Source organism: Micromonospora sp. WMMD812, from assembly GCF_027497215.1.
In the GTDB taxonomy this organism is placed as follows: domain Bacteria; phylum Actinomycetota; class Actinomycetes; order Mycobacteriales; family Micromonosporaceae; genus Micromonospora.
In genome coordinates, this window is sequence record NZ_CP114904.1 from 6,863,801 (window position 1) to 6,885,454 (window position 21,654).

Sequence of the window (21,654 nt, forward strand, 5' to 3'; positions counted from 1 at the left end):
GGTACGTGAGACAGAGCCTGGGCTCGGACACTGCCCGGACGTCATGTGCCCCCGCCACCGGTCAACCTCGGCGCTAAGGTCGGCGGCATGGTCGTCCACCGTCTCACCAAGGACGAGGCCCGCCGGATCGCGGTCCACGCGCAGCTGCTCGACGCGCCGCGCCCGACCGACCTCGTCGACATCGTCGACCGCCTCACGCTCCTGCAGATCGACCCCACCGCGATCATCGCACCGAGCGCCGACCTCGTCCTGTGGAGCCGGCTCGGCTCGACCTACGACCCCGCCGACCTGACCAAAGCCATCGAGTGCGACCGTACCCTCGTCGAGACCGTCGCCTACATCCGGTCCCCGCGAGACGTACCGGCCGTGATCGCCGAGGTCCGCGACGCGTCGACGTACGCCTTCACCGCATCGTGGCTCGAGACGAACGAGCCCTTCCGCCGCGACATCCTCGCCCTGCTCGGCAAGGAGGGTCCGCTGCTCTCGCGCGACATCCCCGACACGAGCGTCGCGCCGTGGCCGTCGTCGGGCTGGACCAACAACCGCAACGTCACGAAGATGCTCGAGTCCCTCGCCCTTCGCGGGCACGTCGCGATCTCAGGACGCAAGGGCCGTCAGCGCTACTGGGACCTCCCCGAGCGTGTATACCCCGCCGGCCTGCCCATCCTCGACCTCGACGCCGCCGTGCAACACCGCAACGAACGCCGGCTCGCGGCGCTCGGCATCGCCCGCTCCAGCGGTCCCCAGATGCCGGGCGAGCCGCCGTATGTGGGCGACGCCGGTGAGGAGGCGTACGTCACGGGCATTCCGGGCTCCTGGCGCGTCCACCCGGCGTACGTCGGTCTGCCGTTCGAGGGGCGCACGGCGCTACTCTCGCCATTCGACCGGCTCATCCACGATCGCGTCCGCGCCGCGCAGCTTTTCGACTTCGAGTACCTCCTCGAGATGTACAAGCCCAAGGACAAGCGCCGCTGGGGCTACTTCGCCCTCCCCGTCCTCCACGGCGATCGACTCGTCGGCAAGCTCGACGCGACCGCCGACCGCAAGGCCGGCACGCTCGTGATCAACGCCATCCACGAGGACGTCCACTTCACCGAGGCCATGACCGCCGCGGTCCGTGCCGAGATCGACGAACTCGCCGCGTGGCTCGGCCTCGAGGTCACCGGCGTTTGAGCTCGGCCCGTCGGGCGGCATCCGCGGTTGAGCACTGTCACGAAGGGTTCGCAGCGCCAGTACGCTGCGCCGACCATGCCGGACCGCCGGCGCCGCCGGAATGACGGTCCCCGCCGGGCGGGCATGCCGTGGATGACATGCACCGCCCAGAACTCTGCTGTCAGGCCGATCGAACTGGCCACCCACCTGTCATGGCCTGACACGACCGGCCAGCGGCCGACGTCGCCGCGTCAGGCCGGCGTCAGAAGCGGATCCACGGCTGGGCGCGGTCGCGCTCGGTCCGGCGCGCCTGGGGCGGGCAGATGCCAGCCGCGCTCGCTGCCGTCAGCAGGCACCGTCGCCCGTTGTCCACCTGGCGACATGTCGCCGATGCGGCAGGCCGCAGCTAGTGATCTTTCCGTGAGCCCCGTCACAGACTTCGACCGGTCGATCTCTGGAGAGCGGCCAACGGGCCGCTGGCGTGACCCGCGCGGCACGTTGAAGGGGCACGGCGGACCGTTCGTTCCGGTGTGATCCACACGGGAGATGAGCCTCCTGCCCCTTCGTCCAGCTCGGTCAACGGCGGGTCGTCTTGAGGGAGGCAGCACCGATGTTAAGGCGTGCGTATACGCGGCGGCTGGCCAGATGTCTGGTCAGCGCCGGCACGGCGATAGCGATCGTCGCGACAGGATTGGCCACCACCGGCTCCGGCGCACAGGCGGCGGCCGGGGCAGGAGCGGGTGTTGCGTCCCCGGCGGACAAGATCCGCCCGGATCTGGCGAAGCGGTTCCAGGCGAAGAGCGAGGGCGACTTCTGGATCCACTTCAAGGACAGGGCGGACCTGCGCGCGGCCAGTGAGATCAAGGACTGGGCCAAGCGGGGCACCGCGGTCGCGGACGCGTTGAAGAAGACCGCCGCCGCGAGCCAGGCCAAGATCCGAGCCGAGCTCGATGGCACGGGCACGAGGTACCAGACCTACTGGGCGACCAACGCCATCAAGGTCAGCAGCGGCTCCCTGGCAATGGCCCAGAAGTTCGCCGCCCACGCCGAGGTCGAGGGCCTGTACGCCCCGATGGAGTACAAGGCGCCCGAGGTGACCGAGGGCACCAATGAGAAGACGGTGAACGCCCTCGAGTGGGGCATCGCCAACATCAACGCCGACGACGTCTGGTCCCAGTACGGCGTCAAGGGCGCAGGCATCACGGTGGCGAACATCGACACCGGCGTTCAGTTCGACCACCCGGCGCTGGTGAACTCGTACCGTGGCAACAACGGCGACGGCACCTTCGACCACAACTACAACTGGTTCGACGCCGCGGGCCTCTGCGCCGCGATGCCGTGCGACAGCGACGGCCACGGCACGCACACGATGGGCACCATGGCCGGCGCCGACGGGGCGAACCAGATCGGCGTCGCACCGGACGTCAAGTGGATCGCGGCGAACGGCTGCTGCCCCAGCGAGGCCGCGCTGATCTCCTCCGGCCAATGGATGCTCGAGCCGACGGACGTCAACGGCCAGAACCCGGACGCCAGCAGGCGGCCCAACATCATCAACAACTCGTGGGGAACCACGGGCCCCTCCAACGACCCGCTCATGGAGGACATCACCCTGGCCTGGGCCGCGTCGGGCATCTTCGGCGCCTGGTCCAACGGCAACAACGGCCCAGCCTGCGAGACCAGCGGCTCCCCGGGCAGCCGGACCAGCAACTACTCGACCGGCGCCTACGACATCAACAACAACATCGCCAGCTTCTCCTCCCGGGGCGCCGGTCAGGACGGCGAGATCAAGCCCAACCTGTCGGCTCCCGGTGTGAACGTGCGGTCGAGTGTTCCGGGCAGTGGCTACGCCAGCTTCAACGGCACCTCGATGGCGGCCCCGCACCTCGCGGGCGCGGTCGCGCTGCTGTGGTCGGCGGCACCGGCGCTGGTCGGTGACGTCAACGCGACCCGAGCGCTGCTGGAAAACTCGGCGGTCGACAAGGAAGACCTCCAGTGCGGTGGCACCGCGGACGACAACAACGTGTACGGCGAAGGCCGGCTGGACGCGCTGGCGTTGCTCAACTCCGCCCCGATCGGCGACACCGGCACCCTGGCCGGCACGGTCACGGACGGCGCCACCGGCACCCCCGTCCCCGGCGCCACGGTCACCCTGACCGGCCCGCTGAGCCGCCAGCTCACGACCGGCACCAACGGGACGTACTCGGCGCTGCTGCGGGTCGGCGACTACCAGGTCGCCGCGGCGGCGTACGGCTTCGAGAACAAGACGGTGACGGCGACGGTCACCAAGGGCGCGACGACGACGATCAACGTCGCGCTGACGGCGCTGCCGACCGTTACCGTCAGCGGATCGGTCACCGACGGCTCCGGGCACGGCTGGCCGCTCTACGCGAAGGTCAGCGTCGAGGGCCCCTCGGGCGTGTCCGACTACACCACCCCCGCCAACGGCCGCTACAGCTTTCAGCTGCCGGCCGGGGCGACGTACAGCCTGAAGGTTGATCCGCAGTACCCGGGCTACGAGACCGTGACCAAGCAGGTCGTGGTCGGCTCGGGCAACGTCACCGCCAACGTCGCCGTGCCGGTGCAGGTCAACGCCTGTACGGCGGCACCCGGATATCGGTACGTCTCGGACGGTGAGTACGAGCCCTTCGACGGCACCACCGTGCCGGCCGACTGGTCCGTGGTGGACCACCTGGGCGACGGGGACGTCTGGAAGTTCACCGACGACGGCAACTGGGGCAACCTGACCGGCGGCACCGGCAACTTCGCCGTGGTCGACAGCGACCACTACGGAGCCGGTGGGCAACAGGACACCTCACTCGTCAGCCCCGTGGTCAACCTGACCACCGTGACGGCACCGGTGATCCGGTTCAATCAGGACTTCAACTGGGCGACCTCCGACCGGGCCGATGTCGACCTGAGCCTCGACGGCGGCACCACCTGGACCAACGTGCTCCGGCAGGTGACCGACGCCAGCGGGCCGCGGGTCACCGAGGTCCCGATCCCGCAGGCCGCGGGCAAGGCGGAGGTCCGGGTCCGATTCCACTACTACGACGCCCACTTCGCATGGTGGTGGCAAGTCGACAACGTGCTGATCGGCAGCCAGGTCACCTGCCAGCCGATCGACGGGGGCCTGGTACTCGGCCACGTCCGTGACAAGAACGACAACGGCTACGTCAACGGCGCCACGGTCACCAGCGACGACCGGCCGGCGGAGAAGGCCACCACCGCGGCGACGCCCGACGACACCAACCTGCCGGACGGCTTCTACTGGCTGTTCTCCTCGCTGACGGACACGCACACGTTCACCGCGAAGGCGGGCAACTACGTCAGCCAGAGCAAGCAGGTCGACGTCCGGGCCGACCGGGCGACGGCGGCGAGCTTCCAGCTCGCGGCCGGCCGGCTGGCCGTGCAGCCCGCCGGCGTGACCGGCACGGTCCGGATGCCCACCGGCACGGTCAACAGGACCTTTACCGTGACCAACACCGGCGGGGCGCCCGTCGAGGTCAAGTTCGGTGAGCGCAACGACGGGTTCGAGCTTCTCCGGGCCGACGGATCCCGGATGACCAAGCAGCAGGTACTCGGCTCCACCGGCGCACCCGAGCAGCGGCTCACCGTCCCGACGTCGTTCGCCGCGCCGGCGCCCGGCAAGTCGGCGACGGCGGCCTCCGCCGCGGTCGGCCCGCAGGCCGAGCCCTGGACCGACATCGCCGACTTCCCAGCCAACGTGATGGACAACCGGGTGGTGAACCTGGACGGCAAGGTCTACTCGATCGCCGGCACCAACGGATCGGCACCCACGACGAAGAACTTCGTCTACGACCCGATCGCGCAGAACTGGGCACCGATCGCCGATCTTCCCGCCGCGCGCGTCGCCATGACGGCGGGCGTCGTGGACGGGGAGATCATCGCGACCGGCGGCTGGGGAACGTCCGGCCCCGAGGGCACCACCTGGTCGTACGACCCGGCGGCCAACTCCTGGACGGAGAAGGCCGACAACCCCGTGCCGCGCGCCGCGGCCGGGCAAGCGGTCGTCGACGGCAAGCTGTACGCCGTCGGCGGCTGCACGACCTCGTCCTGCACCCCGATGTCGAACGATGTCCTCCGGTACGACCCGGGCAGTGACACCTGGGAGACCCTGGCGGACTACCCGAAGTCGGCGGCCTTCGCCTCCTGCGGCGGGATCGACGGGGCCGTCTACTGCACCGGTGGTCACGACGGGTCCACCGCGCACAAGACCAGCTACGCCTTCGACCCGGGCGCCAACACCTGGACCGCCATCGCCGACGCACCGGCCGACAGCTGGGCCAGCTCGTTCGCCGTGGCGAACGGCAAGCTATTGGTGGTCGGCGGCGTGCAGGGTGGCGCCGTCACGAACGCCGGCTTCGCCTACGACCCCGCCACCAGCAGGTGGTCCGACCTGCCGAACGCCAACACCGCGCGGTACCGCGGGGGCGCGGCCTGCGGCTTCTACAAGGTCGGCGGCTCGTCCGGCAACTTCAACGCCATGCCGGACAGCGAGGCGCTACCCGGGTTCGAGGAGTGCGCCGAGGACGCCAGCTGGATGACGATCAACAAGACGTCGGCCACGCTGGCGCCGGGTCAGAAGGTCACGGTCACCGTCGAGATGACGGCGAACGTCGACCAGCCGGGCACCTACTCCGGTTTGGTCACCATCAAGGAGAACACGCCGTACAAGGTGCAGCCGGTCACGGTGACGATGAACGCGCAGCCGCCGACGACCTGGGGCAAGCTGATGGGTACGGTCACCGGCACGAGCTGCCAGGGCGCGAGCGCACCGATCCCTGGTGCGGTCGTCCAGGTCGACTCGTGGGCGAACTCGTGGACCTACGCCACCGACGCCGAGGGCAAGTACGCCTACTGGATGGACCGCCGGAACAACCCGATGACGATGATCGTCGCCAAGGACGGCTGGAAGCCGCAGACCCGTCGGACGAAAATCAACACCCGCACGCCCACCGTGGAGAACTTCGCACTGTCCCCGATCCGCTGCTGACAACTGACCACCAACTGACAGCTCCGGCCCGCCTGGCTCCGATCAGGCGGGCCGGACCGTCCGAGGAGGGCCGGCGGATCGCCGCCAGAGGCAGCCCGAAGATGAACCGTGTCGCGGCGGGTATCCGGATCCGGTCGGTGTTGTCGTTCACCCCGGCGCGAAGGCGCCTGGAGAGGTGGACGGGTGGGTGGTGACGGCGAGTGCTGAGGCGGCCGCCCGAACCGGTACCCGGGAGCCGCTCGTGCTCTGCGCCGGTAGTGCCAACGGTCAGGAGACCGCGGCCTTCACCAGCTCGACGAGCTTCTTCTCGACCGCGGGGCTCCATTTCTGGAGCGCGTACGACACCGGCCACAGGTCTCCCTCGTCCAGGTTGGCCGTGTCCTGGAAACCCAGCGTCGAGTACCGGTAGTTGAACTTGCCCGCGTCCTGGAAGAAGATGACAACCTTGCCGTCCGCGTTCGTGTAGGCGGGCATCCCATACCAGGTCTTCGGCGACAGCTGTGGGGCGGTAGCCGTCACCGTCGCATGAATGCGCTCGGCGAGCGCCCGATCGTCGGGCGCCATCTGCGCGATCCTGTCGAGGACCGCCTGCAGATCGTCGGCCTTCTTGGTGCCCTTCTTGCCCTCGGCGCGCAGCTCGGCGGCGCGCTCCTTCATCGCGGCACGCTCCTCGGGGCTGAAGCCGTCGGACCCGGTCTTGGAGTTCTTCGCGGACATTCTCGGGCTCCCTGTCGCCGTTCCAGGCTCGGCATATGCCGATCACCTGGGAGAAGGCTAGGCCCGACGACACCCTGGCGCTTCTCGAATCCTGATCGGATCGCGCCCCGACGAGGCGTTCGAGTCGCCGGCTCCGCAGTGCGGAATTGCCCGGATCTGCCGCGGCATAGTGATCGTTTCGTCATCTGCCGCACTGGATCACCGCCCCCGACACGCGCGCTCGTGCCGCTGACAACGGGCGGCCCCCGACGATCCGGCCAGCCCGGCGCGAGTCAGGCGCCGCCCCGGGGCGGGTGGGGGCACTATCGTTCTGGCGTGCACATCCGTTTCGACGTCCCAGCCGACCCCGCCTATCCAGGCCGCGTGGCGGCGGCGCTCAGCAGTGTTCGACTGCGCAAGTACGGCTACATCGGCGCGGTGCTCGCGGCGGTCGGGGCGATCGGTCTCGCCGTCTCGTGGGGGTTCGGGTGGGGCGACCAGATCTCGCCGCTGTACCTGGCGCTGGTCGTGGCGGGCCTGCTGTCGATGCTGTACTCGCCCTGGGTGCGGTGGCGCGCCCGGCGCCGCTCCAGCCGCTACGCCGTCGCGGGCGCCTACGACATCACCGACGACAACATCATGATGCGCAGCGGCTCGGAATCCGGCGGCATCGCCTGGGACGGGGTAGCCCAGGTTAAAGACACCCCGGAGTTCTGGATCGTGTACGTCGGCCGGATGCCGGCGACCGTGATCCCACGCCGCTTGATGTCCGCCGAGGACACCGAGACGTTGCAAGCCTTTATGGCCAAACGTGGTCTGCTCCCGCCGGCTTGACTCCCCAGCGTTGGGGACCTCCCGCGAATAGGCGGGGGCCAGCATGCCCGCACGATAAGCGGCGGAGCATCCGCGCGCCCTTACGGACCGGCAGAGGCCAATAGCGATGCGGCGCCGGTGCGTGGGCCGTCAACTCGGACGGTCCATGTCCTTGGCGGCCTAGCTCATCCGTTGGCGGGCGCCGAGCCTCAGTGGCAGCACTGGTGCTCGCCGCCGGCGGGCCCGGTGGCGCCCAGGTCGTCGTCGCGGCCGGTGGCGAGACGCGACCACTGTGATGTGGGTCGGCCGTCGAGCCGGAACTGGTCGCCGTCGGTCCGGAAGCGCCGCGGCCAGCCTTCCGGCGAGTCCTCCCACTGCTCCTGCCGGCCGTAGACGGTCATGTCGAGCAGGCCGTACGACGGCGCCATCGTCTCGACGCCCCGCCCGGTGGTCCAGTAGGTCTCGAACACCCGGTCGCCCTGGCGCAGGTAGCACGCCTTCATCCCGAACGCGCGCCCGGCGACGAGGGAGACGAGCGACTCCGCGGGCACCGAGTACCAGGGCGCCTGCCAGCCCATGAAGTCGCGGTAGCGCGACGTCTCCTCGAACGGCCCCTGGCAGAAGACCGCGAACGTGACGTCGCGCGAGTGCAGGTACGACAGCTCGAGCACCTGGCCGGTGAAGAACGTGCAGCCCTCGCACTGGTCGGCGGCTGGCCTGCCGGTGTGCCACATGTGGTACGACGCGAACAGCTGGGTCCTCCCCTCGAAGACGTCAAGCAGGGGCACCGGGCCGTCGGCACCGATCAGATGGGTGGTCGGGTCGACCTCGACCATCGGCAGCCGCCGGCGGGCTGCGGCGATGGCGTCGCCCTCACAGGTGTGCGCCTTCTCGCGGAGCCGGAGCTCGTCGAGCTGCTTCTGCCAGGTCTCGCGGTCGGTGAGAGGGGGTGTTGCTGGCGTGGTCATGCGTTCCTCCTCGGCTCGGCAACTATGAGGCTAATAGCAGCTGGTATGATCGAGCAAGCGGAAGGGGGTGTCCCATGCCAGCCCAGCGGGGCTATCGGCAGGCCTGCGGTGTCGCGCGCGGCCTCGACATCGTGGGGGAGCGGTGGTCGCTGCTCGTGGTGCGCGAGTTGCTGCTCGGGCCGAAACGGTTCACCGACCTCCAGCAGGCTCTCCCGACCGCCAGCCCGAACGCACTGTCCGACCGGCTGCGCGAGCTGGCCGACGCGGGCGTCCTGCGCCGTCGGCAGCTGCCTCCGCCAGGCAACGTGCGGGTCTACGAGCTGACCGCCTGGGGTCGCGGCCTCGAGCCGATCGTGGTCGCGCTTGGCACCTGGGCGCTCGCCGCCCCGCCGACCGCGGAACAGCTCTTCGTGAGCGCGGACAGCGCCATGCTGAGCATCCGTACCTTCTTCGTGCCGACGCCGGAGCAGCCCGAGGCGACGCTCCGGATCGAACTACGCGACCACGGTCCCGGCGGGGTGTTCGGCGTGCGCCTCACGTCGGCCGGCGCCGAGGTCACCCACGAGCCGCCCGACGAGCCGGACGCCGTCCTGGTCACCACGACGGATGCCCTCCTCGGCGCATTCGGCAGCGACGACCTGGCCGGGCAAGTAGCGGCCGGCGCCGTCATCATCGGCGATCCCGAAGTCGTCCGCCATCTCGTCGCGGGCGTGCATGTCCCAGCCTCCACAGACAAGTACTGAAACGGCACCTCCGGCCACGGAGGGCCGGCGGATCCCCGCCAGAGGCAGTCCGAAAGATGATCCACTGTCGCGGCAGATCGGGTTCGCCCTGGTTGGTCGACATCCCGGCGTCGACCACGGTCACGTGTACGCATCGGGCTCCCCTCTATGTCAAGAGGGGACGCCGGCGCGTGTCCTACGCTGGGTTCTGGCGGGTCCGGGAAGTGACTTCTCCGAAGAGTTGACCGTGGGGATTGGGTCAGCCGCGCTGGATTGCATAGACGCTCCCCGTTGTCCTCCCGGACCCGTCCCGCCCCGCGTGGCGTCGTTGACCATCTGTCGGTAGACCAGGTCGGACAGCCGTCGTTTCAGGCAGCGCATGGCTTCCATCGAGCTCTTGCCGGCGGCCAGCTTGCGCCGGTAGTAGCGCCGTCCCTCGGTGTCGTGGCGCAGCTGCACCACGGCCATGATGTGCAGGACCCGGTTGATGCGCCGGTTGCCGGCGCGGGAGAGCCGGTGGCGGGTGTGGTCGCCGGATGAGGCGTCCAGCGGGGCGGTGCCATTCCACGAGGCGAAGTGCCCGCGGCTGGCGAAGCGGGCGATGTCGGTGATGTCGCCGATGAGCCGGGCGGCGCCGGAGGGGCCGATGCCGTGCAGCTGTTGCAGGCTGCTGCCGGTGGCCTTGACCAGGTCGCTCAGCTGCCGGTCGGCGTCTTTGATCTTCTTGTCGATGACCGCGAGTTCGGTGATCAGTTCGGAGGCCAGCTGACGTCGGGTGCGTCCGACGATGTCGCGGGGGCGGACCGTGTTGAGCAGGGCGCGGGCCTGCGGGGCGGACAGGTGCTTCTTCGCTCCGCCGGGTACCAGTTCCAGCAGCAGGGTGTGCAGGCGGCTGACCGTCTCGGTGCGGGCCCGACCCAACGTGTCCCGGCGGTCGGCCAGCAGCCGCAGCGCCACCGTGGCGTCGTCGGCGGACACCTGCCGCAGTCCCGTGGTCCGCAGGGCGGCCACGGCGACGCTGTGCGCGTCGACGGGATCGCTCTTGCGGCCCTGGCCGGTGGCGAACACTCTCGCCCGGGCGGACAGTTTCGCTGGCACGTCCAGCACCGTTTCACCGTCGGCGACCAGCCGTTGAGCGATGTGCCGGCCGATGCCATTGCTGCCCTCCACCGCCCAGACCCGCTGTCCGAACCGCCGGCCCAACGCCAGCATCGTGCGGTAGCCCTCGGTGTCGGTCCCGAACCGGCCCTGCGCCAGCACGTTCTCCGCCTGGTCGATGACCTCGATGGTCGCCGAGCGCTTGTGCGGATCCATCCCGATGATGACTGCTCCCACGCCGTCCTCCCCTGCACCAGACCGAGTCGATGTCAGCGAGGAGGGCAACGCTTCTTAGAGCTGGGCAGACCCCTCTTGAGCCTCTCCCCGCCACGGTGACCGGCGGACGCACGCCAAATGAGAGCCACACCAGAACCACGGTGGGCAGCCGATGAGAGAGCGACCCGCCGGTCACCTCGACCCAGCCTGGCCGGGCTGCGGTCGTAGCACCAGTAGATAAGAAGCCGATGAGCGTGATGTGTTGCTGTGGTCGCGAGACCAGCGTCGTTTCGCCGCCGAGGTCTGCAACAATCCATCCGTGAAGATCGATGACCTCGTCCGCCGGCAGCACGAGCTCCAGTCCGAGGCAGCCGACCTGCGGGCGGACCTCGCACTCGATGGCGTCCTGGCTCGGCATGGCCGCGTCACGGGAGTCGGTAGCGCCGCGCTGGGCCTGATGGTGTGGCGTGACTTGGACCTGACGGTGGTCTGCCCAACCCTGGACACGCGAGGGGTCGCCCAAACGGGTGCTCTACTGGCTGTCCATGGACAGATGCGTGAGGTGTGCTTCAGGAACGACACCGGCGACTGGAACGCCGATCCCCGGTATCCCGACGGTCTGTACCTGGGTTTGCGGGTCCGTAGCCGCACCGGCCAACGATGGAAGATCGACATCTGGTTCGTAGACGAGCCCGACCGCCAACCCGATCTTGCCCATGTAAGGGACCTTCCCACGAGGCTGACCGAGGAGACTCGTGCAGCGATTCTGCTGGTGAAGGATGCCTGGGCTGGGCGACCGGAGTACGGAATAGGCGTATCCAGCTGGGACATCTACGCCGCCGTGCTTGACGACGGCGTGCGCACCCCTGACGACTTCGAGGAATGGACTCGTAGGCGACACACGGCGCCGACCTCGAAATAGTCGCTGGCAGCGCCCGCCGAGATGAGAGCGACAGCCCGAGCGCCTCGACCGAAGCCTGGCCGGGTCACGTCGCAGGTCAATGAAACAAGTAGCCGATGAGCGGGCTCGTCGTTCCGCCCGCCCCACCGAGAAACCCATTGCAAGTGACCGGCATCGGACGTCTGGTTGGTCGGCCACCGATGACGGGAGAGAACATGACGCGCGTGTTGCTGCCCACCCCCACGCTGCACACCACTCGCCTTCGACTGCGTCCCTTCGACGACGCGGATGCGAACGACCTCTTCGCGCTGCACAGCAACGCCTTCGTGCTGCGCTACTGGGACGCGCCGCCGTGGAGCGAACGCGGGCGCGCCGAGCGGTTCATCGCGGCTTGCCGGCAGATGGCAGAGGGAGGCGCCGGGGCACGGCTGGCCGTGGATCGTGTCTCCGACGGGGCCTTCATCGGCTGGTGCAGCCTGACCCGGTGGAACCCGGACTACCGCAGCGCGTCGCTGGGCTACTGCTTCGACGATGCAGCGTGGGGCCACGGCTACGCGACGGAGGCGGCGCGCGCTTTGCTGCGGTGGGCATTCGACACGCTGGACCTGAATCGCGTCCAGGCTGAGACCGATACGCGCAACGTGGCATCTGCCCGCGTGCTGGAGAAGCTCGGCTTCGTGCGTGAAGGGACGTTGCGGGAAGACTGCGTCGTGAACGGCGAGGTCTCCGACTCGTGGGTCTACGGGCTGATCAGGCGAGAGTGGCGGCCGTCGTCCGAGTCGATGCCCGCCCGCTGAGTCCTTTCTCCCTCGCGCGACCTCGCCCGGCATCCGGGTGCTTCGCTTCGCTTCGCCGAGGGGCCGGCACCGGGCACTCTCATGGCCGCTGACCGGGCGTCTTGACCGGCATCGAGGATGGCACGCCCAGCGACAGGCGGTCCGCCAGTTACGCACTGTGACAGCCGAGCCCGGAGAGAGGCGGCCGACGGTCACTCGGTGACATCTGAGTGCCTGCGGGCGCACTGACATGGCCGGTGTGCGTGCGGAGGGTTGACGGGTCGCGACGGCGATGAGTTTCGTTATGGTGTCCAGTCTGTATTCCCAGGCACCCGATCTCCCGACTCTCGGGGAGAGCGTCATGACCGCTACGTACAGGAGGCAAGCGTGAAGCTTCTTCTCACGTCCGCGGGCGTCAGCAACCCGAGCATCCGCGATGCGCTGGTCGACCTGCTGGGCAAGCCGATCGCCGAATCCAGTGCCCTCTGCATCCCTACGGCCCAGTACGGCCACCCCATGTGCGAGCCAGCCTCGGCCTGGCGCTTCATCACCGGTCAGACGTCGCTACCCATGTGCGACCTGGGCTGGAAGTCGCTGGGCGTCCTCGAGCTGACAGCGCTGCCCAGCATCGGCGAGGAGCGGTGGGTCCCCTGGGTCCGGGAGGCTGACGTCATGCTCGTGGCCGGCGGCGATGCGACGTACCTGTGCCTCTGGATGCGGCAGTCCGGGCTGGCGGACCTCCTGCCGTCGCTGCGGGACACCGTCTGGGTGGGGTTGAGTGCGGGGAGCATGGTGCTGACCCCCCGGGTCGGTGCGGACTTCGTCGAGTGGCAGTCCGCGCCCGACGACCGCACACTGGGGGTCGTCGACTTCTCGATCTTCCCGCACCTAGGTCTCGAGCCGGACAACACCATGGGTGGTGCCGAGAGATGGGCGGCCGAGATCGCGGGTCCGGCGTACGCAATCGACGACCAGACGGCCATCAAGGTGACCGACGGCACCGTCGAGGTCGTCTCCGAGGGGCACTGGAAGCTGTTCCCCTCGTAGCCGCGGCCAACAGTGATCGGCGCGGCGGCCCATTGCCGAGCAGTGTCCCTGATAGAAGCTGGGTGCGAGCTCGACAGGTAGCGGCACCATCGAACGAGACGTCCGCGCAGGCCGCTGACGTGCGTAATGGTGCGTCCCCAGCAGTCAGTGAGTGAACGCCTGTGCTCCGGTCGACGATGGTGCGCCGGCGGCGCTCGGCCACGGTGGCGTGTATCGGCCCACGTAGTCGCGAGCCCGGGGGAGCGGGTCATGCCAATACTGGTGCGGCATCCGGTGATGGTGCTCCTCGCAGAACTCGGCGAGACCGACCGTGATCCTGATGCGCTCTAGCGGGTGGCCTTCGAAATCCCTGTTCACCATCAGCAGTTGCGGCTCGGGATGCCAGCCCGAGTGATCAAACGCCCAGCCGTCCCAGAGCGCGTACGTGTGGAAGACCTGCCGCTCGCCGGCGAGGCGCACCGCCGCGACTTCGATCGATCGGTCTGGGTAGGACTCCTGGCAGATCCAGGCCAGGATGTGACACGCCCCGGCCGCGAAGAAGGCCTGGTCCGTCCGTTCCCAGGCGACGCGCTGGTTTGATCGCTCGATCGCCGTCCGACGAAACGCTCCGGCCGCTGTGGCTGCCACAACCCTGACGCTACTGGACGGCCCGACGCATCCGCGCATGCCGCAGACCGAGCGGTTGAGGTGCGCGGCCGGATCGCCGGGCGTCGCCGGCCCGCACGGCGTCCCGTGGACGGCGACGGGGCTGCGGCATCAGAGCCGCGATAGCCTGCCGTCATGGCGAGCGCCGAACTGGACGAGTTGATCGTCGCGGACGCCGACGCCCTGCGCGCGTGGTTGTCGGCCAACCACGCCACGTCGCCCGGCGTCTGGCTCGCCCTGACCAGGAAGGGCGGCACAGTCACGACGCTGACCTGGCAGCAGGCGGTCGACGAGGCCCTGTGCTTCGGCTGGATCGACGGGCAGGCCCGTAAACGGGACCAGGAAACCTCCTGGATCCGGTTCACCCCTCGCACACCCCGCAGTTCCTGGTCGCAACGCAACGTTGCCAACGTGGCCCGGCTGGACGCGCAGGGACGAATGCTGCCCCCGGGCCGCGTCGCGGTAGAAGCCGCGAAGGCGGACGGGCGGTGGGCGGCCGCCTACGCTCCGCCCTCGGAAGCCGAGGTGCCGGCCGACCTACTCGCCGCCATCGCCGCCGACCCCGCCGCCCAGGCCATGTTCGACGTACTCACCAAGACCAACCGGTTCGCTCTCATCTACCGCGTCAATGCCGTAAAACGGGCGCAGACCCGCGAGCGGAAGATCGGCGAGTTCGTTGCCATGCTGGCCCGTCACGAGACGATCTACCCGCAGAAGGCCAAGCCTCCCAGCTCGCCGTGATCGGCATCGTCGAGTCAGCTCAGCGCGGCCGTTTTGCGCAGCAGCACTGAGCGTTCGCGTTGGTTGCGCACAGCCGGGCCGCCAGCTCCAGCTCGGCGCGCGCTTCCGGTCGCCGTCCGAGCCGGGCCAGCAGCTCACCGCGTACGGTCGGGACCAGACGCGAACCGGGGAGCCGGTCCGAGGCGATCAGCTCGTCCACGCGGCCTGCAGGCCGCAGGGGCCGAGGCCGCGAGTCGATGCCCTGGCCAGCGCGGCCAGCCCACGGCGGATCGCTGCGATGTCCCACCGCCGCCGGTCCTGGTCCTCGAGCAGGATCGGCGAGCCCGCTGGTGCCGAGCGAGGAGCGGGCGTCAGGGTCCGCACCTACGAGACCGACGAGTCAGCCGACCGCTCGTGCCGATGTCCGCTGGTTGCTCCCGGCGACGGTCTGGAATGCTTCGCCCATGCCTTCCTACCCGCCTACCTTCGCCGACCAGGTGGTCGCGCTGCCAGCCCGTGCCCAGTTCGAGGCGTTCCTCGACGAGCACCGCGGCGCGCTCAATGGCTGCTTGGACGGGCTGACCGAGGAACAGGTGCGCCGATCGTTGGTGGCTTCCCGGACCACGTTGCTGGGTCTTGTGAAGCACGCGACCTTCGTCGAGAAGGTCTGGTTCGACGAAGCCGTCACGTGCCGGTCGCGCGCTGAGATCGGCATCCCTGCCACGTCGGAGGAGTCGTTCATCCTCGATGACGACGACACGATCGCCACCGTTCAGCACGCACACCGCGAAGCCTGCGAAGCATCACGCCGTGCGACGTCGTCCCTGGGGCTGGACGACATCCTTCACGGGCACCGGCGGGGTCCGCTTCCGCTGCGGTGGGTGTATCTCCACGTGCTGCGCGAGCTTGCCCAGCACTGTGGGCACGCAGACATTCTTCGGGAGCAGCTCGTCAACGAGTAGTGCGCGGACGTCCCCATGCCGCAGGACCGCTTGCGGTGTCGCCGCTCGGTGCACAGTCCTGCCGATGTGCGGATGCTCCAAGCCTGGATGGATCGTGCGAGCCGCGCTTTCTTCGGGGCCGGCTTCCGGCCGGACGCACGGTCGAGCAGGATCTGCTCATGATCTCCGACGTTCACCGGCTCCAGCGTGCCTTCGACGAGGCCGAGCTACGCGGCGACACCGACGCGTTGAACGCGTTGCTGACCGAAGACTTCAGGTCCATCGGCGAGCAGGGTTACGTGCTTGACAAAGCACGGTGGGTCGGCAAGTTCGCCGAGTTTTCGTACACCAGCTTGGAGAGCAGTGACGTCGAGGTGTGCTGCTACCGTCACGCGGCCATCGTGCGGTGCGTCCAGCGGAGCCACTCGACCTGGCGTGGGCAGGAGATGACGTTGACCGTCCGGGTCAGCCAAACCTGGGTTGAGCTGCCCGAGGGCTGGCGGCTGGCCGGCATACAGTTCAGCTCTCTCGGCGACGCCTGAAGGCGATATCCGGCCGGGCGACCAACGCCGACCAGCTTGGCGCGGATCCAGCGGTGCGGGCGACCGGCCCCGAGGCAGGTTGCCCGCACCGCCGGGAACGGCGCTAGCTGCGGTAGCGGAAGACGATTCGGCCGCGGGTCAGGTCGTAGGGGCTCAGCTCTACGAGCACCCGGTCGTACGGAAGGATCTTGATGTAGTTCTTGCGGATTTTTCCGCTGATGTGGGCCAGCACCTTGTGGCCGTTCTGGAGTTCCACCTTGAAGGTGGCGTTGCGCAGGCATTCGAGGACGGTGCCCTCAAGTTCGATGCCGTTTGATGTTCTTGCCATAGTCAGTGCCTCCTGTCGTTCGCAGTCAGCGGAGGACCAGTTCGAGGGTGCTGCCGGCGCGCCAGGCACCGATGCCCTCGAACAGCGCCGTCGCGGCAATGTTGGATTCGGTCACCTCGGCCGATGCCGTTTCCTTGCCGACGCGGTGCAGCGCGCCCAGCGTGTGGGCCAGCAGCGCCCGGGCGATTCCGCGGCGTTGACGGTCGGCCCGGACGGCGACCAGCCCGATGCGCGGCAGCCGGGTCACCGTCGCGACCCGCAGCAGACCCACGTACTGGCCGGACTGTGCCGCCACGGCGTATTTCGAAGGGTCGAGCGCGGGGCGGGCCAATACTTCGGCCGGCATGTCCTGCCATCCAGGGCCGGCCTCGACCTCGTCGCGGATCGTGCGGTCCAGTGCGTGTAGCGGAGCCTCCTCCGCACTGCCGAAGGCCCTGATCGTCACACCGGGCGGCGGCAGGGCCGAGTCGAGGCCCGTGGCGCGTGGGTCAGTGGGCACCGAGTACTCCCACTCGCGGCGCCGTGTCGTGAAGCCGGTTCGCTGCCACAGGGCGGTCAGGTCGAGGTCGGCCTCGTCGACCACTGTGTGCAGCGGCCTCCGCAGGGCCGTCAGCATGGCCTCGGCCAGCCGGTCGAAGGCCAAGTCGTGCCAGGCGTCGATGCTGACGAACATCCGCCCGTCGGGCCGGTGCGATGCCTCGCCGCGGCCGACCACGAGGTCGTCCTCCAGCGCATGCCACTGGCCGGCTCCGACGCGCGAAATCAGCACGGCGTGGCTGAACTCCACAGGATTCATAAGTTGGTGCCTTTCGGGATCGCCATTGTTGAGGGCGCTCCCGGCGGCACCTACGTCAGTGGCCGGTCCGTGACGACGAGGGGAGCACCCACATCGATACAAACGTTCACGGGTCTCACCTCCTCAGGCAGTGTCACGGCGCGACGGAAGCTACCAGCCCACCCGTCACACCGTCCAACCATTTTGCGGCGCGTGCCGCCCCGATCGACGGCTTGCATCGACGCGCGCTCGCGCCACCGTCCGCTCGCGCCAGCCGTCGGCTGGTCATCGGCTTCTCGCGCCAGGGCATGCTGACCTGCGGGCGGATCGGGCCGGAGAGGTCGCCTCGAAGGACGGCGGCGCCCACGACGCCTTCGGCGCGGCGCCGACGCAGGCGCAGACCGGCGCGGTCACGCCCATCTCGACGGCCAGGTGCGCGATCTGCGTGTCACCGAAGTGGGTAGCGCTGATCGGCTCGGCTGGCGCCGAAGATCAGCCGGTTCCGGGGGTGATCATGGGGGCGTCGGCGGGGGAGACGCGGATGAGCCGCGACCCCCTCGCTGGCGACAGGTCACCGGACGTCAGCGTGTTCGAGTCGCCGAGCGCCCGTCGCATCGGCGCGCAGCTGCGCCAGCGGGGGCTCAAATCGGCACTGCCCGGCCGGCGGGTCTCCTCGCCGGCCGGGCAGCATTGCGGCTCAGGTCAGCTGTCGGTGCCCAGGTCCTTCAGGCCCTGCAGCATCTCGGCGAAGTCGGCCGTCTCCGCCGGCGGCGGCGTCTCGATGGTCACCGCCTTGCCGTAGTCGGTGTAGTCGACCGTCATGTCGCCCATCGTGCCCATGACCATGGCCGCCCGGCGCGGCCGGTACTGCTCGTCGACCCAGAGGTCGATCTTGATCTCCTTGACGCCCTGCTTGGCGTACTGCTGCTCGATGCCCGCCCGCAGTGCGGCGTCGACCTGTCCGAGGTAGGTCGCGACGGGTGCGGTGACGGTGTAATGGACCGTGCGCGCCCCGTTCACCGTCTCCTCGCCGACGACCGTCACACCCTCCGTGGCGAGCAGCGTCTTGACCTGCTTGGTCGGGTCGACATCCTCGAACTGCTTGGTGAAGTCCATCCCCGACTGACCGGCCATGGCGGTCAGGTCCATCTTCATCCAGCGCTTCCCGCCCGTGCTCGCGCGCTCCTCCGCCGGGATCTCGACGTAGATCACGGCGCCGATCATCCGGACGGTGGTCGGGGCGCCGTCCGGGCCCGCCGTCGTCATCTCGGCCTTGACCGGGTCGCCCAGGTCGATGACGCCCTGCACCGAGATCTTCTGGCCGCCCGCCGTGCCCTGCATCGTCACGGTCACCGAGTCGCTCTTGTCGGTGGCGTCGATCGTCTTCTGCAACGAACCCTTGAGATCACTCGCGAGCAGCTCCAGCACGCTGGGTTGCTCCGGCGTGTTCGAGCCGGGCTTCGCGCCGCAGGCGGTCACCGCGAGTGCCGTGAGCGCGGAGACCGCGACAACCGCGGCCTTCTTCCAAAGTGACACGTGACAGCTTCTTTCCCCCGAAGGATTTTGGGGATCTCCCCATAGATCGGCGACACGCTATCCCACCCGGGCCACCCCGGGGGGACACCTTCCCGCCGCTCTCCCTCTGGGTGCGTGTCGCTCACCCGCACACCCAGCGCAGCAGGGAGGTATGCGGGCGGTCACCGTCGGCGGCCTGCGGAAGACGAGCGAGCACGACCTCTACCCGCTCTACAGCGACCTACTGGCCGTCGACGAGAAGCCCTAGATCGACCGGCCCACCTACGACCTGGTGGCCGCCGACCGGCGGCTCATGGACTCGAACCCTCCGGCCCGCGCGAGCAGTAGGGGAGCGGCGCGGGTTGTGTCTCGCCGGGAGCGTCTGCTTCGGCAGCCAGATCGTCGGTCCGTCGGCGGTGCGTCGATGCGGCAGCTAGCTCACGCGTTCATGCAGGTTGAGCGTTTGGTCTTTCCCGGGTCGCTTCGTATTCGCACGATGGGGATGAGGCAGGGTCACCCCCAGTCCCAGGAGGCTGTCAAGGTACCAGTTCGCTCGGCGGCCGAGAGGTGAGGTGTGCAGGTGCCTCTCCTGTGCGGGCCGACCAGTTCCGACACCTCGTGACGCTGCCGAGCACGTCGACCCGAACAGCTTCGACGCGAGCCTTTCCGGCGGGGTGTCGTCGTACGCGTAGACACGGCGCAACGGCACCCAACCGCCGCGCATCGCGGTCAGGGGCTCGTGACTGGCGATTCGAGGGCGATCCGGCCGGAGGAGGAGAATCAGGTGGAATACCAGGATTTCATCAACGCGGTGGCGACGCGGGCAAAGGTGTCGACCGATCAGGCGGCGACACTCACCGCCACGACGCTGGAGACGTTGGCACATCGGATCAGCGTCGGCCAGGCAGAGGACCTTGCCTACCAGCTTCCGGACGTGTTGGCCGATCACCTGCGCAGGCCGCCTGGACGGGAACAGGCTACGTCGTTCGGGCTCGAAGAGTTCGTGCGGCGGGTCGCGGACCGCCCGAACGTCGACCGTGCGATCGCCGGTGCCGGGGTCGGCGCGGTGCTGAGCACGCTACGTGAGGCTGTCACTCGTGACGAGTTCGACAACGCGGCTGCTCAGCTTCCAAAGGAGTTCTGGCAGGTGATCGAACCGGTGGGTGCCGGTGGCGGGCGGCACCCCGGCTCGTAGCACACACAGTCGACGACAGCGGCAGGTGTGCGCACGCCTTCCTCACCTGCGTTCGCAGGCGACGGTGCCATTGGCGATCGCCCACTGCTCCGTACACGTGGTGGCCGCCGGCGGGGCAACAGGAGATCTGCCGGCCGCCGCGGCGGGAACCAAAGGCGTTGAGGACCGGTGGTTGGTACCGGCGGGCCCGTATCGGACCTCAGCGCCGGGCCAGCGCCAACACACTCAGACCGAACATCAGGACACCCAGGGGAAGATGGACCGACGGGACATGCGCGATGCCGAGCACGACCTGGATGGAGGCGAGTACGAGGAAACCTGACGCGTGCCAGACAGGCCGGGCCGAGCCGCCGCCCGGCTTCCACGCCAGCACCGCCACGAGCAGGTACAGCATCGACGCCCCGTACATCACGCGGGCTCCGACGCTGTGCAGCGTCTCGCCGTAGGACGAGGTCAGCAGCAGTCCGGCGGAGACCGCCTGTAGGAAGATGGTCAGGGTCTGCAGGACGATCGCGATCTGCAGGAACGAGGAGCCGCGTTGCGCGTTCACCGCCGCCGTCACCTGAGTGGCCATGTCACAGTCCCCTTTTCCGCCCTCGGGCAGTAGATCGTTAAGGTCTCACCAGCCCGACGACGTGGGCCCGAGAAAGGTAAGGCGAGGGGCGGCCGGAAGCATGGGAACTGTCGGGACCAGCGCAGACGAGATCGCCGGCGAGCGACGCCAACTGATCAACGTCGCTTACCGGTTGCTCGGTTCGCTGACCGAGGCCGAGGACGCCGTGCAGGATGCCTACGCACGCTGGTATGGGCTGCCACGAAGCCGGCAGGACGAGATTCTGTCCCCGGGCGCATGGTTGACGACGGTGACCAGCCGCATCTGCCTGGACCTGCTCGGCTCGGCGCGGGTCCGCCGTGAACGCTATGTCGGCGCGTGGCTGCCCGAGCCGCTGCCCGACCGCACCGACTGGGACCACGCGGGCGGCGCCGACCCCACCGGCCTTGCGGACCCCGCCGACCAGATCGTCCTGGACGAGTCGGTGGGCATGGCCTTCCTTGTCGTTCTGGAGTCGATGACGCCCGCCGAGCGGGTGGCGTTCGTCCTGCACGACGTTTTTCGGTACCCGTTCGCCGAGATCGCCGACATTCTCGGTCGGACCCCTGCGGCCTGCAAGCAGCTGGCGGCGTCCGCCCGGCGGCGGGTGCGCGTCGCGCGCGCTTCGGTGACCGCGACCGGACAGGCCGACGTGGTGAGGCGCGTCAAAGAGGCATGGGAGACCAAGGACATCACCGCCCTCGTCGGTCTTCTCAACCCGGACGCCGTGATGACCGCCGACGGCGGGGGCATGGTCGGTGCCGTCCTGCGCCCGGTCGAGGGCGGCGCGCGCATCGCCCGGTACATGGTCGCCATTGCCGAGAAGGCCCCGGGGCTCGAACTCCTGGAGCGGTCGGTCAACGGCGTGCCGGGCCTGGTGGCCCAGCGTGCCGGCGTCGTCATGACCGTAGCCTCGTTCGACGTCTCCGGCGGGCGCGTCACCCGGATCTGGGCGGTCCGCAACCCGGAGAAGCTGCGTCCGTGGGCGTAGAGGGCTA

Annotated in this window: 22 protein-coding genes; 12 read left to right on the forward strand and 10 right to left on the reverse strand. The window is 69.0% G+C overall.

The features are described from left to right. The first annotated feature begins 87 nt into the window (after positions 1-87). Positions 88-1,173, forward strand: a complete 1,086-nt coding sequence (locus tag O7603_RS31655; RefSeq protein WP_281573373.1) for a crosslink repair DNA glycosylase YcaQ family protein — start codon at positions 88-90, stop codon at positions 1,171-1,173. A gap of 670 nt (positions 1,174-1,843) precedes the next feature. After that, the gene (locus tag O7603_RS31660) at positions 1,844-6,166 is read left to right on the forward strand and encodes a S8 family serine peptidase (RefSeq protein WP_281573374.1); all 4,323 of its coding nucleotides are present in this window, start codon (positions 1,844-1,846) and stop codon (positions 6,164-6,166) included. A 267-nt stretch (positions 6,167-6,433) separates the two neighbouring features. On the opposite strand, the gene O7603_RS31665 is transcribed toward O7603_RS31660, so the two are convergent. Further along, positions 6,434-6,883: a hypothetical protein gene (locus tag O7603_RS31665; protein WP_281573375.1), complete on the reverse strand. Its 450-nt coding sequence runs from the start codon at positions 6,881-6,883 to the stop codon at positions 6,434-6,436. Between the two features lie 315 nt (positions 6,884-7,198). Here O7603_RS31665 and O7603_RS31670 point away from each other — a divergent pair, with 315 nt between their 5' ends. After that, on the forward strand, positions 7,199-7,696 hold the full coding sequence (locus O7603_RS31670; RefSeq protein WP_281573376.1) for a YcxB family protein: 498 nt from the start codon (positions 7,199-7,201) through the stop codon (positions 7,694-7,696). 188 nt (positions 7,697-7,884) lie between these two features. Here the strand turns inward: O7603_RS31670 and O7603_RS31675 are convergent, their stop codons facing one another. Then, positions 7,885-8,643: a DUF899 family protein gene (locus O7603_RS31675; RefSeq protein ID WP_281573377.1), complete on the reverse strand. Its 759-nt coding sequence runs from the start codon at positions 8,641-8,643 to the stop codon at positions 7,885-7,887. A gap of 74 nt (positions 8,644-8,717) precedes the next feature. Here O7603_RS31675 and O7603_RS31680 point away from each other — a divergent pair, with 74 nt between their 5' ends. Further along, the gene (locus tag O7603_RS31680) at positions 8,718-9,386 is read left to right on the forward strand and encodes a helix-turn-helix domain-containing protein (RefSeq protein ID WP_281573378.1); all 669 of its coding nucleotides are present in this window, start codon (positions 8,718-8,720) and stop codon (positions 9,384-9,386) included. A gap of 150 nt (positions 9,387-9,536) precedes the next feature. Here the strand turns inward: O7603_RS31680 and O7603_RS31685 are convergent, their stop codons facing one another. After that, positions 9,537-10,700 carry an IS110 family transposase gene (locus O7603_RS31685; RefSeq protein WP_281573379.1) on the reverse strand — a complete coding sequence of 388 codons (1,164 nt, stop codon included), beginning with the start codon at positions 10,698-10,700 and terminating at the stop codon, positions 9,537-9,539. Positions 10,701-10,998: 298 nt separating this feature from the next. Between O7603_RS31685 and O7603_RS31690 the strand changes: the two genes are divergently transcribed. From O7603_RS31690 to O7603_RS31700, 3 genes are all read left to right on the forward strand, one after another. Then, positions 10,999-11,601: a hypothetical protein gene (locus O7603_RS31690; RefSeq protein ID WP_281573380.1), complete on the forward strand. Its 603-nt coding sequence runs from the start codon at positions 10,999-11,001 to the stop codon at positions 11,599-11,601. A 194-nt stretch (positions 11,602-11,795) separates the two neighbouring features. Next, positions 11,796-12,377 carry a GNAT family N-acetyltransferase gene (locus O7603_RS31695; protein ID WP_281573381.1) on the forward strand — a complete coding sequence of 194 codons (582 nt, stop codon included), beginning with the start codon at positions 11,796-11,798 and terminating at the stop codon, positions 12,375-12,377. A 366-nt stretch (positions 12,378-12,743) separates the two neighbouring features. Then, on the forward strand, positions 12,744-13,403 hold the full coding sequence (locus tag O7603_RS31700) for a Type 1 glutamine amidotransferase-like domain-containing protein (RefSeq protein ID WP_281573382.1): 660 nt from the start codon (positions 12,744-12,746) through the stop codon (positions 13,401-13,403). Positions 13,404-13,547: 144 nt separating this feature from the next. Here the strand turns inward: O7603_RS31700 and O7603_RS31705 are convergent, their stop codons facing one another. Then, complete coding sequence (locus tag O7603_RS31705) at positions 13,548-14,030, reverse strand: hypothetical protein (protein ID WP_281573383.1); 483 nt, start codon at positions 14,028-14,030, stop codon at positions 13,548-13,550. Positions 14,031-14,183: 153 nt separating this feature from the next. On the opposite strand from O7603_RS31705, the gene O7603_RS31710 reads away from it, so the two are divergent. After that, positions 14,184-14,789 carry a YdeI/OmpD-associated family protein gene (locus O7603_RS31710; protein ID WP_281573384.1) on the forward strand — a complete coding sequence of 202 codons (606 nt, stop codon included), beginning with the start codon at positions 14,184-14,186 and terminating at the stop codon, positions 14,787-14,789. A 19-nt stretch (positions 14,790-14,808) separates the two neighbouring features. Here the strand turns inward: O7603_RS31710 and O7603_RS33110 are convergent, their stop codons facing one another. Next, complete coding sequence (locus O7603_RS33110; RefSeq protein WP_348651044.1) at positions 14,809-14,988, reverse strand: hypothetical protein; 180 nt, start codon at positions 14,986-14,988, stop codon at positions 14,809-14,811. Beyond that, positions 14,976-15,152 carry a DUF6596 domain-containing protein gene (locus O7603_RS33115; RefSeq protein ID WP_348651045.1) on the reverse strand — a complete coding sequence of 59 codons (177 nt, stop codon included), beginning with the start codon at positions 15,150-15,152 and terminating at the stop codon, positions 14,976-14,978. The genes O7603_RS33110 and O7603_RS33115 overlap by 13 nt, the downstream gene beginning before the upstream one ends. 80 nt (positions 15,153-15,232) lie before the next feature. Here O7603_RS33115 and O7603_RS31720 point away from each other — a divergent pair, with 80 nt between their 5' ends. Then, positions 15,233-15,730: a DinB family protein gene (locus O7603_RS31720; protein ID WP_281573385.1), complete on the forward strand. Its 498-nt coding sequence runs from the start codon at positions 15,233-15,235 to the stop codon at positions 15,728-15,730. Positions 15,731-15,888: 158 nt separating this feature from the next. Then, the gene (locus O7603_RS31725; RefSeq protein ID WP_281573386.1) at positions 15,889-16,251 is read left to right on the forward strand and encodes a nuclear transport factor 2 family protein; all 363 of its coding nucleotides are present in this window, start codon (positions 15,889-15,891) and stop codon (positions 16,249-16,251) included. Positions 16,252-16,354: 103 nt separating this feature from the next. Here O7603_RS31725 and infA read toward each other — a convergent pair whose 3' ends face one another. The 3 genes from infA to O7603_RS31740 all read right to left on the reverse strand — a co-directional run bounded on the left by infA (position 16,355) and on the right by O7603_RS31740 (position 18,890). Next, positions 16,355-16,579 carry a translation initiation factor IF-1 gene (infA, locus tag O7603_RS31730; RefSeq protein WP_281573387.1) on the reverse strand — a complete coding sequence of 75 codons (225 nt, stop codon included), beginning with the start codon at positions 16,577-16,579 and terminating at the stop codon, positions 16,355-16,357. 25 nt (positions 16,580-16,604) lie between these two features. After that, positions 16,605-17,375 (reverse strand): GNAT family N-acetyltransferase, encoded by a 771-nt coding sequence (locus O7603_RS31735; protein WP_281573388.1) that lies wholly within the window; start codon positions 17,373-17,375, stop codon positions 16,605-16,607. A gap of 681 nt (positions 17,376-18,056) precedes the next feature. Next, positions 18,057-18,890, reverse strand: a complete 834-nt coding sequence (locus O7603_RS31740) for an LppX_LprAFG lipoprotein (RefSeq protein WP_281573389.1) — start codon at positions 18,888-18,890, stop codon at positions 18,057-18,059. Positions 18,891-19,653: 763 nt separating this feature from the next. Here O7603_RS31740 and O7603_RS31745 point away from each other — a divergent pair. After that, on the forward strand, positions 19,654-20,064 hold the full coding sequence (locus O7603_RS31745; protein WP_281573390.1) for a DUF2267 domain-containing protein: 411 nt from the start codon (positions 19,654-19,656) through the stop codon (positions 20,062-20,064). Positions 20,065-20,263: 199 nt separating this feature from the next. Here the strand turns inward: O7603_RS31745 and O7603_RS31750 are convergent, their stop codons facing one another. Next, on the reverse strand, positions 20,264-20,638 hold the full coding sequence (locus tag O7603_RS31750) for a hypothetical protein (RefSeq protein WP_281573391.1): 375 nt from the start codon (positions 20,636-20,638) through the stop codon (positions 20,264-20,266). A 100-nt stretch (positions 20,639-20,738) separates the two neighbouring features. Here O7603_RS31750 and sigJ point away from each other — a divergent pair, with 100 nt between their 5' ends. Continuing rightward, positions 20,739-21,647 carry an RNA polymerase sigma factor SigJ gene (gene sigJ, locus O7603_RS31755; protein WP_281576894.1) on the forward strand — a complete coding sequence of 303 codons (909 nt, stop codon included), beginning with the start codon at positions 20,739-20,741 and terminating at the stop codon, positions 21,645-21,647. Positions 21,648-21,654 lie beyond the last annotated feature (7 nt).